The sequence below is a fragment of the Mesorhizobium sp. ESP-6-2 genome (assembly GCF_020164675.1).
In the GTDB taxonomy this organism is placed as follows: Bacteria; Pseudomonadota; Alphaproteobacteria; order Rhizobiales; family Rhizobiaceae; genus Mesorhizobium.
This window is the reverse complement of the sequence record NZ_JAIUGT010000004.1, coordinates 263,197-277,344: the sequence shown is the minus strand read 5'-3', so window position 1 is coordinate 277,344 and position 14,148 is coordinate 263,197. Positions and strand designations below refer to the sequence as shown.

15 protein-coding genes are annotated in these 14,148 nt (G+C 63.2%); 6 read left to right on the top strand and 9 right to left on the bottom strand.

The window, feature by feature from the left end; all coding sequences use genetic code 11:
- Window positions 1-53 precede the first annotated feature (53 nt).
- The 5 genes from LB532_RS13845 to LB532_RS13825 form a co-directional block, all read right to left on the bottom strand.
- On the bottom strand, window positions 54-1,076 hold the full coding sequence (locus tag LB532_RS13845) for a LacI family DNA-binding transcriptional regulator (protein WP_140638603.1): 1,023 nt from the start codon (window positions 1,074-1,076) through the stop codon (window positions 54-56).
- A gap of 116 nt (window positions 1,077-1,192) precedes the next feature.
- The gene (locus tag LB532_RS13840) at window positions 1,193-1,984 is read right to left on the bottom strand and encodes an ATP-binding cassette domain-containing protein (protein WP_140497927.1); all 792 of its coding nucleotides are present in this window, start codon (window positions 1,982-1,984) and stop codon (window positions 1,193-1,195) included.
- 3 nt (window positions 1,985-1,987) lie between these two features.
- Entirely contained in the window at window positions 1,988-2,974 is a 987-nt protein-coding gene (locus LB532_RS13835; RefSeq protein ID WP_140638604.1) for an ABC transporter permease, read from the bottom strand.
- A gap of 119 nt (window positions 2,975-3,093) precedes the next feature.
- The gene (locus tag LB532_RS13830) at window positions 3,094-4,029 is read right to left on the bottom strand and encodes a substrate-binding domain-containing protein (RefSeq protein WP_140497931.1); all 936 of its coding nucleotides are present in this window, start codon (window positions 4,027-4,029) and stop codon (window positions 3,094-3,096) included.
- Between the two features lie 272 nt (window positions 4,030-4,301).
- On the bottom strand, window positions 4,302-5,459 hold the full coding sequence (locus tag LB532_RS13825) for a fumarylacetoacetate hydrolase family protein (protein WP_140638605.1): 1,158 nt from the start codon (window positions 5,457-5,459) through the stop codon (window positions 4,302-4,304).
- 274 nt (window positions 5,460-5,733) lie between these two features.
- On the opposite strand from LB532_RS13825, the gene LB532_RS13820 reads away from it, so the two are divergent.
- From LB532_RS13820 to LB532_RS13810, 3 genes are all read left to right on the top strand, one after another.
- Window positions 5,734-6,366, top strand: coding sequence for a 2'-5' RNA ligase family protein (locus LB532_RS13820; RefSeq protein ID WP_140638606.1), 633 nt, complete (start codon window positions 5,734-5,736; stop codon window positions 6,364-6,366).
- 132 nt (window positions 6,367-6,498) lie between these two features.
- Window positions 6,499-6,804, top strand: a complete 306-nt coding sequence (locus tag LB532_RS13815) for a nuclear transport factor 2 family protein (protein WP_224556890.1) — start codon at window positions 6,499-6,501, stop codon at window positions 6,802-6,804.
- A gap of 189 nt (window positions 6,805-6,993) precedes the next feature.
- Entirely contained in the window at window positions 6,994-7,329 is a 336-nt protein-coding gene (locus LB532_RS13810; protein ID WP_181169302.1) for an ArsC family reductase, read from the top strand.
- A gap of 166 nt (window positions 7,330-7,495) precedes the next feature.
- Here the strand turns inward: LB532_RS13810 and LB532_RS13805 are convergent, their stop codons facing one another.
- From LB532_RS13805 to LB532_RS13795, 3 genes are read right to left on the bottom strand one after another with little or no spacing between them, the layout of a single operon-like run.
- Window positions 7,496-7,858: a DUF488 domain-containing protein gene (locus LB532_RS13805; RefSeq protein WP_140638609.1), complete on the bottom strand. Its 363-nt coding sequence runs from the start codon at window positions 7,856-7,858 to the stop codon at window positions 7,496-7,498.
- A 23-nt stretch (window positions 7,859-7,881) separates the two neighbouring features.
- Window positions 7,882-9,138, bottom strand: coding sequence for an aminopeptidase (locus tag LB532_RS13800; protein ID WP_140638610.1), 1,257 nt, complete (start codon window positions 9,136-9,138; stop codon window positions 7,882-7,884).
- Window positions 9,135-10,127, bottom strand: coding sequence for a LysR substrate-binding domain-containing protein (locus tag LB532_RS13795; RefSeq protein ID WP_140638611.1), 993 nt, complete (start codon window positions 10,125-10,127; stop codon window positions 9,135-9,137). Before LB532_RS13795 ends, LB532_RS13800 begins: the two co-directional genes overlap by 4 nt.
- Before the next feature lie 94 nt (window positions 10,128-10,221).
- On the opposite strand from LB532_RS13795, the gene LB532_RS13790 reads away from it, so the two are divergent.
- The 3 genes from LB532_RS13790 to sbmA all read left to right on the top strand — a co-directional run bounded on the left by LB532_RS13790 (window position 10,222) and on the right by sbmA (window position 13,032).
- Window positions 10,222-10,422: a hypothetical protein gene (locus tag LB532_RS13790; RefSeq protein WP_140638612.1), complete on the top strand. Its 201-nt coding sequence runs from the start codon at window positions 10,222-10,224 to the stop codon at window positions 10,420-10,422.
- Window positions 10,423-10,498: 76 nt separating this feature from the next.
- Window positions 10,499-11,659 carry a YbfB/YjiJ family MFS transporter gene (locus tag LB532_RS13785; RefSeq protein WP_140638613.1) on the top strand — a complete coding sequence of 387 codons (1,161 nt, stop codon included), beginning with the start codon at window positions 10,499-10,501 and terminating at the stop codon, window positions 11,657-11,659.
- Between the two features lie 113 nt (window positions 11,660-11,772).
- Entirely contained in the window at window positions 11,773-13,032 is a 1,260-nt protein-coding gene (gene sbmA / locus LB532_RS13780; RefSeq protein ID WP_140638614.1) for a peptide antibiotic transporter SbmA, read from the top strand.
- A gap of 35 nt (window positions 13,033-13,067) precedes the next feature.
- Here the strand turns inward: sbmA and LB532_RS13775 are convergent, their stop codons facing one another.
- The gene (locus LB532_RS13775; protein ID WP_140638825.1) at window positions 13,068-14,081 is read right to left on the bottom strand and encodes a polysaccharide deacetylase family protein; all 1,014 of its coding nucleotides are present in this window, start codon (window positions 14,079-14,081) and stop codon (window positions 13,068-13,070) included.
- Window positions 14,082-14,148 lie beyond the last annotated feature (67 nt).

Genomic DNA, 14,148 nt, shown 5'->3' with positions numbered 1-14,148 from the left:
AGATTCGCCGTATCGCTCGCGAACACCGTGACCGGAAGACCTCGCGGCCCGCGTCACTGCACCGGGACGTTTTCCCGGAAGATCAGCCGCGGCTCGATAAATTTCCGCGTCAGGTAAGGTGCCGATGACGCGATCGAGCCAAGCAGGCGGATGACCGATTGCTCGGCGATCAGCCTGGCATTCTGGTCGATGACGACGTCGGCTAGATCGTCGACGAGATAGCCGCGCGTTTCCCTCGTCAGGTCGTGACAGATGAATACCGGCTTGCGGTTGGGCCTGGCCTCCCGGATGGCTTTGGCAACGCCGGAGCGTCCAGCTCCAATGCAATAGATGCCGAGCAGTTCCGGCTCGTTGCGCAGCGCCTTCATGGTTTCGGCATAGCTGGCATCGGGCTCGTCGTTGATCTCGACGGCGCTGCTGACGCTCAGGTTGGGGAACTCCTCGCCGAGCACGGAACGGAAACCCATCTCGCGTTCCTCATGGCCGCGATAGGAGCGCGAGCCGACCACCATCGCCAGCTGGCCCTCGCGGTCGCCGAGAAAGCGCCCCATCAGGAGTGCGGCGGTCCGTCCCGCCACCCGGTTGTCTATGCCGACATAGGCCGAGCGGGGTGCTGCCGGAATATCGGACACCAGCGTCACCAGGCGAATGCCGGCCTCGACGATGTCGCGCAGGATGTTGCGCGTCCTGGGGTGATCGACGGCGATGACGCCGACGCCGTTGGCTTTCAGCGACAGGTTTTCGACGGCGGTCTGCAAAGCGTTCGGCGAGATTCCGGCGAGGTTGTGGATCCGGCACGAGGCAACGAGCGGCAGGCGCGAGGTATAATCCTCGATATGCCTGGCCAGATCCTGCATGAAGGCGTTGCTGCCGATCGGCAGGAAGAATTCCAGGTTTGCGGGCCTCGAGGGAAGCGTTACCTGGTCTGCGACCGGCAGATAGCCGAGCTGCTTGGCGGCCTCCATGACGCGCTGCCGGTTGGCCGCGCTGACCCCCTTGCGGTTGTTGAGCACCCTGTCGACCGTCGCCGTCGACAGTTCGCAGTTCCTGGCGATGTCAGAGACGGTGGCTTTCATGCCGCAACCCTATTGCCGGTGCGATAGCACGCCAGACGGGCGATCTGAGCGGCACTGATCGCGCCCATCGCCCGGACGCCCATTCTGCTGTTTCGCCAGGATGTTTCCCCTCGTCCTCAATGCGATCCCTTGCCATCGGCGATGGCGTCGCGGATCTCCTTGTCCGACATGCCGGTGATGACGCGTTCAACCTCCGCCACGCTGGTCGTCTTGGGGTCGATGTCGCCGGCCACCACCTTGCCGCGCCGCATGACGACGATGCGGTCCACCACCTGGAAGACATGGTGGATGTTGTGCGCGATGAAGATGCAGGAATGGCCGGAATCGCGCGCGCTGCGCACAAAGCTCAGCACGCCCTGGGTTTCGGCGACGCCGAGATTGTTGGTCGGTTCGTCGAGGATGATGAGATCGCTGTCGAAATGCATGGCGCGCGCGATCGCCACCGCCTGGCGCTCGCCGCCGGAGAGCGAGCCGATCGGCGTGGTCGGCGGAATGTTCTTGGAAATGCCGACCTGCTTGAGCAGGTCGCGCGCGACCGTGTTCATCGCCTCCTGGTCCATGCGGTTGAGGAAGCGCGGCGGCTTGATCGGCTCGCGTCCGAGGAACAGATTGCGCGCGATCGACAGCTGCGTGACCAGCGCCGAGTCCTGGTAGATGGTCTCTATGCCGTTGGCGATGGCGTCGCTGGTGTTGCGCAGGTTCACCTTCTTGCCGCGGATGAAGATGTCGCCGCTGGTCAGCGGCACCGCGCCCGACAGCACCTTGATCAGCGTCGACTTGCCGGCGCCATTGTCGCCGAGCAGGCCGACGATCTCGCGCTCGTTGACATGGAAATTGGCATCCACCAGCGCCTGCACGCGCCCGTAGGACTTGCGGATGTTCTGCATGCGGATCAGTGGCTCGGCCATGGTTCACGTCCCTGCCTGATGCCGGCGTTCCAGCCATGAATGAAGCGCCATCATGCCAAGGATGATCGCGCCGATGAAGATGTTGTAGGCAAGGCCGGGCACGCCGATCAGCACGATGCCGTTGCGCATGACGCGCAGGATAAGGATGCCGAGCACGGTGCCGATGATGGTGCCGCGCCCACCCGTCAGCGCCGTGCCGCCGATCACCACCATCGCAATGACCTCGAGTTCGTAGCCGGTGCCGCTGTTGGGGTTGGCCGCCGAGGTGCGCAGCGAGGAGATGACGCCGGCAAGCGAGGCCATGACCGAGGACAGCACGAACAGGCCGATCTTGACGCGGCTGACATTGACGCCGCGCGCCCTTGCCGCGTTGGGGTTGCCCCCGGCGGCCTGGATCCAGTTGCCGGTGCGGCTTTGCGTCAGCACATAGCCGAGCGCGATGGCCGCGGCGATGAACCAGAACAGCGACATGTAGATGCGGAACGGGCCGATGAAGAAATCGCCGACCAGCGCCTCGGCCAGCCAACTGCCTTCCGCGCTCCAGGTGCGCTGCGGAAAGCCGTCGGTGACGAACAGCGCGGTGCCGCGCACCACCAGGAGCATGCCGAGCGTGACCAGGAAGGAGGGGATCTTGAGCTGCGTGACGAACCAGCCGTTGACCAGGCCGATGAAGGCGGCGACCAGCAGCGCGACAATGAAGCCCATCTCCAGCGAGGTGAGGCCGCTGTTGAACAGCGTCCACATCAGCACGGGCGAGAAGCCGAACAGGGAGCCGACGGAAAGATCGAATTCGCCCGACGTCATCAGCAACGTCATCGCCAGCGCGATCAGCCCGAGCTCGACCGTGAAGGCCAGCGTGTTGGAGATGTTCTGGGGTGACAGGAAGTCGTGGTTGAAACCCCAGAAGACGGCGATCTCGACGACGAGCAGCACGAAGGGGCCGAATTCCGGCCGCGCGATCAGGCCTTGGACAAGCGAACGATTTTCCACGTGTAACCCGCGACTGGTTGGAATGGGCCGGACCATCGGGCCGCATCAAACGGCTCGATACCAGGCGAAAGGGCGGGACGCCGCACGCCCGGTGGACGCGCGGCGCTTGAAATCAGGGACTATTTGCCGGACAGGATCTTGTCGTAGATCTCGGCGGTGTCTTTCTCATAGAGCGCGCCGGTGATGACGTTGAAGCCCGGGGGAATGCCGCTAGCGGCCATGTTGGCGAGCGACAGCGCGACATAGCTGGTCGCCTGCGGGTCCTGCCACTGGCCGGCATTGACATAGCCGTTCAGCACTTCCTGGGTGGTGTCGAGCGAGTTGCCCCAGCCGACGACGGGGATTTCGCCCGGCTTGACGCCGACCTGGTCGAACACGCGTTTGATCGAGCCGGTAACGAGGTCGCCAAGCCCGATGATCGCCTTCACCTTGGCCTTGTTGGCGGTGAGATAGTCGACCATGCGGTTGATCACCTCGGCCTGGTCGAGCGTCGCCTCGGTCACCTCATAGGTGATGCCGAGCGGCTCGAACACGCTCTTGATGCCTTCCTCTTCCTGCACGCCGTACGTGGCGCCGGGAATCTCGACAGGCATCCAGACGAAGTCGCCCTTCTTCACCAGGCCCTTGTCGACCAGATACTGCGCCCAGTGCTTGCCGAAGGTGACATTGTCGCCGCCGACATAGGCGTTGAAATTGGCCTTGGGATCGGGCGTGTTGAAATTGATGATCGGAATGTTGGCCGCGCGGGCTTCCTTGACGATCTCGACAAGGCTGCCCGGATCGGGGCTGGTGGTGGTGATGCCGTCGGCCTTGGCCGAGATCGCGGCCCGCACCGCCTCCTGCTGCGAGGCGACGTCGCCATTGTGGAACGAGGTGTTGACGGTATTGCCGGTGTCCTTGGCCCATTGCTTGGCGCCGGCAAGGAAGTAGGTCCAGACCGGATCGGCCGGGCCGCCATGTGAAATCCAGTAGAACGTCTTGGCCTGCGCCGCCGCCGGAATAACCGTCAGCGCGACCAGCAGGCCGTATAGAACCACTCTTAGCCGTGTCAGCATTTGATTTCCTCCCGTTTGAAACTGATCAGTTCGAAACCACCCTCTTGATCGGGCAAGATCGAGTCCTCCTCGCCAACGCCGTGTTGGATGATCAGAGCATCCTCTTTTTCGACAAATGGCAAGCCTCCGCCTGTCAGTCGTAGTCGGCGCCTGACGGGGCGCCATCAGCGGTCCCATCAGATTGCATCAGTTCGGATGATTTTTCGCGGCAGGCGATACCGGCCTCGAGGGTCGCCGGAGCGATGGTTGACCGCCCTCGGGTGAACCCAGAGCTAGAGGAGGCCGGCCCGGGCAAGATCGCGCATCAGATGGCTGGCGCCGTAGGTCCAGTGCGGGCAGTCCGGCGACAACCGCACCCGGTTGACCAGCGCGCCGAATTTCTCCGACGAGATGGTGACGATGTCGCCGACCTTGTGGGTAAACCCCTTGCCCTTCTCGCCGCGGTCCTTCGAAGGCACGAACATGGTGCCGAGATAGAGCGCCAGGCCGTCCGGATATTGGTGATGGGGGCCCATGGCAGCCGCTACGAGCTCTTCGGGAGAGCGGCTGATCTCGGCCATCGAGCTCGCGCCCTCCAGCGAGAACCCGTCCTCACCTTCGACTTTCAGCCGGACCACGGCCCGCTTTACGTCCTCTATGGAGAACGTGCCGTCGAACAGGCGGATGAAGGGGCCGAGCGAGGCGGAGGCGTTGTTGTCCTTGGCCTTGCCGAGCAGCAGCGCGGAGCGCCCCTCAACGTCGCGCAGATTGACGTCGTTGCCGATGGTGGCGCCGACGATCCTGCCGCTGCTGGCGGCGATCATGGCGATCTCCGGTTCCGGATTGTTCCAGGTCGAGACGGGATGCAGGCCGACATCGGCGCCGAAACCGACCGAGGCCATCGGCTGGCATTTGGTGAAGATCTCGGCATCGGGGCCGATGCCCACTTCCAGATATTGCGACCAGGCGCCGCGCGCGATGAGCTTGGCCTTGATCTCCATCGCTTCCGGAGAACCGGGCTTGAGCTTGGACAGATCGTGGCCGATCAGCCCGGCAATGTCGGCGCGGATGGCATCGGCCTTTTCCGCCGAACCGCGCGCCTGTTCCTCGATGACGCGTTCCAGCAGGCTGACGACGAAGGTGACGCCCGAGGCCTTGATCGCCTGCAGGTCGACGGGGGATATGAGATAGGGCCTTGCCGGATCACGCGCGGCTTCGAAACTGTTGGCCGCGATGTCATCGAGCGAGCCGATCGGCTTGCCCTTGGCCGAGCGCACATAACCGGCCGGATCGGCCATCTCGCAGATATCGCGCACGGTCGGCGCCGTGCTCGACGTGATGTCGAAGACGGTGCCATCACGCACCGTAGCCACCAGGGGATGCGAGGCATCGCTGCTTCTGGCGCGCCCGACAAAAAGGCCTTCGGCGGGCAGATGCATCGGGTTTGTCATGCGTGCGGTCCTCTGATCATCGAAAATGCGGCTTGCCGGTTCGGCGCGGCACTTTCACCGGATTCCTGTCAAAGGTCTATCCCGTTTGTGGTGATCCAGACGCCATGTCTGCCGGCGTCGTCGGCGATTGGCGTGCCGCAAGGAAGCACTCCTTCAGGGGTTGGATGCATGCGGCGGTGCGGGAGCCCCAACGCCCGGGTCATTTTTCGGCTTGCACTTGTTCTCGTTTTGTTCTAGTATGTTCAACCTGAGTCAATTGGCGGACGAGATCAGTATGAGTGGGCAACCCGCATTCGGAACCGCGAAGAACGGCCAAGCCTTTTTCCGATGGGAACAGGCCGGGAAGCATTTCCACCGGCTGTTCTTTGCCATCCTCGTCGGCAGCGCGATTGCTGGTCGTCTCGCGCGAAAGGCCATTGCCTTGAACCGTGAGTTCGGATTGCAAGGCTGGCTGGTTCCGGAAAATCACATCCACATCTCGCTTGTCGGCCTCGGCGACCATGAGGAGTATCCGCAAGAGCTGGCAGAGGCCGCCTGTCATATCGGATCGATGATCGTTGCGAAGCCCTTCGAGGTGTCGTTCGATCGCCTGTCGGCTTTTGGCGGTGGTGCACTGGTCCTGCGCGGCAGCGATGGCAATCCGCCGCTGCAGAAATTCTGGCGTGATCTGACGGCGGTGATCTCGGACAGCCCGTTAAGACCCTTTCTCACCAGGTCCATAGAACCGCATGTTACATTGCTTCGTGATGAAGTGGGCGTTCCCAGAATTCGCGAGCGCTCGATCGATCCGGTCGGTTGGACTGTCCGGGATTTTGTGCTGATCCACAGTCTCGTCGGGAAGGGCGCCTACAAGCAGCCCGGACGTTGGCGGCTGACCGGCCAGGACGATGCACTGCCCGCCATGTGAGAGCCTGGAATCGTCCTCGCATAGTCCGCGCGATCCATCATCCTGACACGGCTTGTCAGCTAGCGCGCGGATTGACGATGGCATGCCGGCAAGCTGCACCCTACTTGCAAGACGTCTGAACAGGAGGAACACATGACCGTCACGGACATCGCCAAGCATTTCACAGGCCTTCTCAAGCAGGGCGACTACGAAAGTGCAGCCGAGAAATACAATGCCGATGACATCGTCAGCTACGAAGCGATGGAGGGGCCGATGGCCGTCTGCCGCGGCAAGGACGCCATCAAGCAGAAAGGCCAGTGGTGGCAGGAAAACAACGAAGTCCATGGCGGCTCGGTCGAGGGCCCTTATGTCAACGGCGACCAGTTCGCCGTGCGCTTCACATTTGACATAACGCCCAAGGCCACGGGCCCGGCTGTCGGCACTTTCGCCGCATCCTGAGCGGTCAGGATCATGTCCTGGCCGCTCTCCGATCTAAAGCACGTCGTCGTCACGGATCAGCGACTGCGCGCCCGCCATTGAAGAAACTCAGTCCTCGATGGTTCTGCCGGGCCGCTGGCAAAGCGCGCGGGAGCTGCTTAATCTGCCGCCAGATTCGAAGTCCGAAAGGCACCTGTTTTGGCGATCACCATGTACGGCATCACCACCTGCGACACGATCAGGAAGGCCCGCGTCTGGCTGGAGGGCCATGCAGTGCCTTACCGGTTCCACGACTATCGGGCCGAAGGAATCGAGGCGGGCAGGCTGGATGGCTGGGCCCGCAAGGTCGGTTGGGAAAAGCTGCTCAACAAGGCGAGCACGACGTTTCGCGAGCTGCCGGACAAGGACAAGCAGGGCCTCGACGAGAAGAAGGCCAAGGCGCTGATGTTGTCCAAACCGACAATGATCAAGCGTCCGGTGCTGGAGGTCGGGGATCGGGTTCTGGTGGGGTTTAAGCCGGATGTTTACGAGGAGGCGGTGAAGTAAGGCTCGGCAGGCGCGACACCGCTATGTCGTCATCCTATGGCGGAGCAAGGAGCGAAGCGACGCGGCGCAGACCATAGGATCCATGCCGTGACATCATGGCGTTGCAGCGGCGCAAAATTCTGCTGCCGCTGCACCCTCGGCCGAGGCTACGGCATGGATCCTCGGGTCAAGCCCGAGGATGACGAAGCAGGTATTTCGCCAGCGCCACCGCATTGTTGTGCGCTTCGTCATGGGCGCCGTAGAGTAGCGTCACCTTGCCCTCGCCAAGCAAGTCGCGCAAAGTCGCCACCGCGTCCTCGTTACGGTCGAGCTCGGCGCGGTACCGCTTCTGAAATTCCGCCCATCGCGCCGGCTCATGTCCGAACCATTTGCGCAGTTCATCGCTTGGCGCCACATCCTTCAGCCATAGCGCCAGCGCGGCATGCTCCTTGCTGACGCCACGTGGCCAGACACGATCGACCAGGACCCGCTGCCCATCATCGGGCGCGGGTGCCTCGTACACCCGCCTGACCGCGATCTCGAATGCCATCGGCTCTCCTTCGTGCGCTCCCGTCAGGCCCACTCGCCCTTGCGCATGACCGGCACGCGGCTGCCGTCCTTGGCGACGCCGTCTATATCGATCTTGTCCGAGCCGATCATCCAGTCGATGTGGATGAAGCTCTTGTTGCCGCCGCGCTCCGCGATCTCGGCCTGGCTGAGCGAGGCGCCGTCGACGAAGCACTTCGAATAGCACTGGCCGAGCGCGATGTGGCAGGCGGCGTTTTCGTCGAACAGCGTGTTGAAGAACAACAGGCCGCTCGCCGAGATTGGCGAGGAATGCGGCACCAGCGCCACTTCGCCAAGCCGGCGTGCGCCCTCGTCGGTGTCCAGCACCTTCTTCAGCACGTCCTCGCCCTTCGAGGCCTTCGCCTCGACGATCCTGCCGCCCTCGAAACGCACCGAGATTTCATCGATCAGCGTGCCCTGGTAGGAGAGCGGCTTGGTCGATGAAACATAGCCTTCCACCCGCCGCGCATGCGGCGTGGTGAAGACCTCCTCGGTCGGGATGTTGGGATTGCAGGTGACGCCGTTCTTGGCGGTGGAGGCGCCGCCCATCCATTCATGGCCGTCGGCCAGCCCGACCGTGAGGTCGGTGCCCGGCCCGGTGAAATGAAGCGCATGGAAATTATGGCCGTTGAGCCATTCGGTGCGGCTGCGAAGGGCCGCATTGTGCGCCTTCCAGTTGCCGATCGGATCTTCCACGTCCACTCGCGAGGCGGCGAAGATGGCGTCGGCGAGCTTAGCCACCGCAACATCGTCGGCATCATCGGGGAAGACCTGCTTGGCCCAAGCGAGATCCGGATAGGCGACGATGTTCCAGTTGATGTCGAAGCCGGTGATCTTTTCCAGCGCCGGCTGGTAGGCCATCGAATTGGCCTTGTTGGCGCGCGCCACTTTCGCCGGGTCCTGCGCCGACAGGAGCGAGGGATCTTCGCCACGCACGGCAAGTCTCGCCGCATTGTTGGAGAAGGCTTTGGCCATGCCTTCATAGAGCCAGCTGGCGGCCCGGTCGAAGCCGGGGTCGGCGCCATAACGAAAGCGCGCCAGCGTGATCTCGTCGTCGTTGAAGATCGGCGTCACCAGCCCCGCGCCGGCCTTGTAGGCATGCTCGACGATGCGCCGGGTCAGCGGCAGCGCGGCGATGGACGAGGTCAGCACCAGGTCCTGCCCGGGCTGCAATTGCAGCCCCACCTTGATGGCGACTTCCGCCAGCCTGTCGAGCTTCACCGGGTCGATGGTTGCGGAAACGCCGCGCGAATGTGTGGTCATGATCCTGCCTGCCGTAGTTTGATGTCGGACTCTACATAGACCGGCGCCACCGTGCTTTCCACCGTGATCGCGTCGCTCGTGCCCGCCTTCGCGGAGCCGAACCGCGCCATCGTCGCCTCGATCTCTTCCCTGATCCAGAGCTTGAAATCCCGGACCTTGCGACTTTCGGCTTTGGCGGCGGAGGTCACCAGCCAATAGCCAAGCCCGCTCTGGGCCCGGATCCCGAACGGCGCGACGAGCCGCCCGTCGGCCAGCGCGTCGGCGGCGAGCAACTGCCAGCCCAGCATCACGCCATGACCGGCAATCGCCGATTCCAGGCAAAGCATCGGATCGGTGAAGCGCGCGCCCTTCAGGAAAGTGACGGGTTCGACACCGGCGGCGGCGAACCAGCTTTCCCAGTTGATCATCGCCCGTTCGTCGGTAATCGCGCAGGTCTGGGCAAGGTCTTCGATCGATTTCAGTTTCTTCGCTATCGAGGGCGCGCAGACCGGGAACACCTCTTGTGCCAAAAGCAACTCCGCCCTGCCGCCCGGCCATTTGCCGTCGCCGAGCCGGATAGCGATATCGATATCGGAATGGTCGAGGTCGGCCAACCGCACCGAGGCGTCGATGCGCAACAGCACATTGGGATGCCGGGTGAAGTGATGCGACAGCCGCGGCAGCAGCCATTTCGAGGCGAATGCCGGCGCCACTGAAACCACCAGCGTGCATTGCCTCGCCTCGTCGGCCAGCGCCACGGCCTGGGTGAGCTCGCGGAAACCTGCGCCCAGGCGGGTCGCGAACATGGCGCCGAATTCCGTCAGGACCAGCCCCTTGGCCGTTCTCTCGAACACGGCTTGACCGAGCTGCTGTTCCGCGCGCTTTATCTGCTGGCTGACGGCGCTGGCCGAAACGTTGAGTTCGCCGGCGGCCGCGGCGAGCGAGCCGAGACGGGCGACGGTCTCCACGGCGCGAAGGCCGTTGAGGTGGACGCGGTTGAGCATGGCCATTTGAGTTTTTCTAAACCGGCCCGGCTGAAATCTCAATTGAAAGTGATGCCAAAAGCGCAGACTCTATCCCCAAGACAGGCCTGCGGAGGCTGACATGTTAAGGCTGTTATTGTCGCTCAAAATAGTATTCCCTCTGCACGAGCCGCCCTGCGGTGGTGAAACGGTCGCATGGCTAGCCGATCCGCTTTCGCATCCCGTGCTGAACGCCATGTCGGAGCGCGAGCTTGGCGACATGCCGTTCCGGCTGACGGCGCGTCGCACTGCCCACGAGACGGCCCAAGCGGGCTGCCGCTGATTCCTTCACACGGCTCGGCGCCTGGCCCAACACAAGCGCGTTGTGTCGCCGGTCCACGCACCTATTGTGCGCCGCGATGACCTCAACCCCGCCAACAGCGCTGCGGTTCGCTTTCGCCGGCATGATCGCCATGGCCGTCGCCATGGGCATTGGCCGTTTCGTCTACACGCCGATCCTGCCTGGCATGATGGAAGAACTCCATTTGTCGGCCGCCGATGCCGGCTGGATCGCATCAGCCAACTATTTCGGCTATCTCGCCGGCGCCTTTGCCGCGGCGGGCGGCTGGGCGCATGGGCGCGAGCGCCCGTTGATGCTGGCCGGTCTCGGCGCGAGCGCCTTGCTCGCCGCGCTTATGGGGCTGTCGGAGACGATGGCCGCCTTTCTTCTCATCCGCTTTCTCGCCGGCCTGGCCAGCGCCTTCGTCATGGTGTTCCTGGCCAGCATCGTCTTCAGCCATCTTGCAGCGGCCGGCCGCAGCGATCTGCAGGCGTGGCATTTCGGCGGCGTCGGCCTCGGCATCGCCGTGTCCTCGGTGCTGATGGCGGCCCTGGTCAGCGAACATGCCGGCTGGGCGGCGGGCTGGTTGTGGTCGGCGGCGATCTCGGCTTGTGGTTTCGTCGTCGTGGCACTGCTGGTGGACAGCGGTCCGCTGGCCTGCGGCGATACCGGCCGCGAGCCGGCGCTGCCAAAGGACCGCTCGCTGACTAAGGTGATCGTCGCTTACGGATTGTTCGGCTTCGGCTACGTGGTGACAGCGACCTTCCTTGTCGCCATCGTCCGGCAAGGCGGCGGCGGACGCGTGTTCGAGGCCGTGGTCTGGATGGTCACCGGTCTTGCCGGCTTTCCCTCGGTCTGGCTCTGGCAGAAGATATCGGCGCGGATCGGCCTTTACGCGACCTATGCGCTGGGATGTATCGTCGAGGTCGTCGGCATTGTCGCAAGCGTTGCGGTAGGCGGGCGCACCGGGCCGCTGCTCGGCGGCCTGCTCGTTGGCGGCACGTTCATCGCCATCACCGCGCTTGGCCTGCAGACCGCGCGGGAACTGGCGCCACAAGCCCCCCGGCGGACCTTCGCCTTGATGACGGCTTCGTTCGGTCTTGGCCAGATCATCGGCCCGATTGCCGCCGGGCTCCTGGCGCAGGCGTCGGGCGATTTCTTCCTTGCCTCGATCGCCGCCGCGGCCGTTCTGGTCGCCTCCGGCGCCATCACATGGTCGGCTGCGCCAAAATCGCCATGATTTGTGGACTTGCTTGGCGCGGGGCTTAGGCAGGCATTTTCTTTCCACCTAATGTGTGACTTTATGCCCGCTGTAGTCAGCTGATTTGCGCATCGATCGAGGAATTCGCCACAGTGTTCGTATCCTTCTTCCCGCAGCCGAAGCTGTTCTTCTCTTCGGCCGCCATCTGGAGCCTTGCGGCGATCCTGTTCTGGTTTTTCGGCGGCGAGCAGTTGGGCGCGGTCTTCGGCATGCCGCCGGCCGCCGCCGGCACGCCTCCCATTATCGGCATTGCCGTGCTCGTCTCGAAGCCATTCCTGTGGTTCTACATCTACTTCGCGTTCTGTGTGTTGGCCTTCTACGCGTTCTGGAGCTGGTATTCTCCGCATCCATGGCAACGCTGGTCGATCCTGATGACCGCGGTCATCCTGTTCTTCATCTATTTCAACGTGCAGGTCAGCGTCGCCGTCAATGCCTGGTACGGCCCTTTCTTTGACTATGTGCAGGGGCTGATGTCGGGCACCGGAAAATCGACCAACGCCGAATTCTACATAGGGCTGGCCGATTTCTCGTGGCTTGCGCTGGTCGGCATGAACGTGCAGGTGGTCAATGCCTTCATCGTCAGCCACTGGATCTTCCGCTGGCGCACGGCGATGAACAACTACTTCGTCGAGAACTGGGGCAGGCTGCGCCACATCGAGGGCGCCTCGCAACGTATCCAGGAGGACACGATGCGGTTTTCCCAGATCATGGAAGATCTGGGTTCCAGCTTCGTCCAGTCGATCATGACGCTGATCGCGTTCCTGCCGGTCATGATCCAGTTGCAGGCCCATATAACCGAGCTGCCAATCATCGGCGCGATCCCCCAGCCACTGGTGGTCGCGGCACTGGCCTGGTGTCTGTTCGGAACGATTTCGGTCATGATTGCCGGCATGAAGCTTCCAGGGCTGCAGTTCCGCAACCAGCGCGTCGAAGCCGCTTACCGCAAGGAGCTCGTTTACGGCGAGGATCATGCCGACCGGGCCCAGCCCGCCACCACCGCCGCGCTGTTCGCCAATGTCCGCCACAATTATTTCCGGCTCTATTTCCACTACATCTATTTCAATGTCGTCCGGTACACGTACCTGCAAGCCGACAATATTTTCTCGCTGCTGATCCTGGGGCCGTCGCTGGTCGCGCACAAGATAACGTTCGGCGCGCTGAACCAGATTTCGAATGCATTCGGCAAGGTGACGGGTTCTTTGCAGTTCCTGCTCACCTCCTGGTCGACCATCGTCGAACTGCAATCGGTGCATAAGCGCCTGCGCGCCTTCGAGGCGACGCTGCAAGGCGAGCCGTTGCCCGAAATCGACCAGCGCTATCTGGCACGGCAAGGCGCCGAGGATCCCGCTTAAGTCAGGAAAGACCTGGTGCGAAACGGGTCGGCGGCTCAGCCGCCGACCGAAACCTGCTTCTGGCCAGCACCTTGTCGCGAGATATAATCGCGAAAACTGATGCATTCGACGTCTGCCTTGACGCAGACCTCGCCGGCAAAACGCTCCAGCGCGTTCCAATAGGCGCCGTCATTCATCAGCGTGAAGTGGAAGCCGAGTTGCAGCGGAACGCGCTTGCCCCGGTATTGATCCTCGAAGGCGGCGCGGAAAGCCTGGTAGGTGCGGTCCGCGAACTCGCCTGCCTTGCTCGGCCGCTCGAAGCCGCCGGAATGCCTGACATAGAGATTGTAGTCCATGGCGATCACCGGCCGCGATTTCGGTCCTTCCGGGACCTGCGGCAGTGAAAACCGCGTGAGGCCGCCGGTGGTCGGAGGCTGGACAGGGCCGCGCGAGACGCTGCTGGCGTCGAACCGGTAACCGGCGGCGGGCAGCGCCTCGTAGAGCGCCTTGCCCTTCGACAGATAGGGCGCGCGGAAGCCGACCACCGCATGCCGGGCGAAATCGCGCCAGCCATCGGGCTCGGGCGCAATCCCATTGATCGCATAGGCGTTCTCGAGAATGTGCTCGAAGGCACCGAATTCCTTCAGCCAGTCGGCCTTGCTCCAGTCCTTGCCGTCGAAATGGCCGCAGGCGTGGCTGGCGATATCGTGGCCTTCATGTGCGGCAAGCCCGATCTGTTCGAGCCGATCGGCCACTTCCTGTTTGGACGCGGCAAAGCCGATGTTGGATTTGCCCGATGTCTTGCCCGGTGCTGTATACTGGTTGCGCGTTTCCGGCGACAGCAGGAAGACGCAGGACAGAAAATAGGTGAAATGCGCGCCGGTGCGTTGCGCCAGCGCCCGGCTGCGCTTCCATTGCGAGATATCGCGGGCGCTGTCGAAGGAGATGATGACGACCTGCTTCGGCCTGGCCGGCAAGGGCGCCGGCGAGCCGGGTGGATCGGCGAAAGCCGCACTGGCCGTGGCAAGCGAAGCGAGACAGAACGCTGCAACGCGAGACGAAATGGATATTGGCAACAACTACTGACCCCGGGGCGGTTTTGGCCCCGCTATAGCGCAAATATGGCGTGGGTGCGGT

Bases quoted from the DNA above. Each gene is read 5' to 3' on its own strand.
- LB532_RS13825 (WP_140638605.1), bottom strand. From the start codon at position 5,459: ATGACAAACCCGATGCATCTGCCCGCCGAAGGCCTTTTTGTCGGGCGC.
- LB532_RS13805 (WP_140638609.1), bottom strand. From the start codon at position 7,858: ATGGCATTCGAGATCGCGGTCAGGCGGGTGTACGAGGCACCCGCGCCC.
- LB532_RS13785 (WP_140638613.1), top strand. From the start codon at position 10,499: ATGACCTCAACCCCGCCAACAGCGCTGCGGTTCGCTTTCGCCGGCATG.
- LB532_RS13830 (WP_140497931.1), bottom strand. From the start codon at position 4,029: ATGCTGACACGGCTAAGAGTGGTTCTATACGGCCTGCTGGTCGCGCTG.
- LB532_RS13800 (WP_140638610.1), bottom strand. From the start codon at position 9,138: ATGACCACACATTCGCGCGGCGTTTCCGCAACCATCGACCCGGTGAAG.
- LB532_RS13795 (WP_140638611.1), bottom strand. From the start codon at position 10,127: ATGGCCATGCTCAACCGCGTCCACCTCAACGGCCTTCGCGCCGTGGAG.
- LB532_RS13820 (WP_140638606.1), top strand. From the start codon at position 5,734: ATGAGTGGGCAACCCGCATTCGGAACCGCGAAGAACGGCCAAGCCTTT.
- LB532_RS13810 (WP_181169302.1), top strand. From the start codon at position 6,994: ATGTACGGCATCACCACCTGCGACACGATCAGGAAGGCCCGCGTCTGG.
- LB532_RS13790 (WP_140638612.1), top strand. From the start codon at position 10,222: ATGTTAAGGCTGTTATTGTCGCTCAAAATAGTATTCCCTCTGCACGAG.
- LB532_RS13845 (WP_140638603.1), bottom strand. From the start codon at position 1,076: ATGAAAGCCACCGTCTCTGACATCGCCAGGAACTGCGAACTGTCGACG.
- LB532_RS13815 (WP_224556890.1), top strand. From the start codon at position 6,499: ATGACCGTCACGGACATCGCCAAGCATTTCACAGGCCTTCTCAAGCAG.
- LB532_RS13840 (WP_140497927.1), bottom strand. From the start codon at position 1,984: ATGGCCGAGCCACTGATCCGCATGCAGAACATCCGCAAGTCCTACGGG.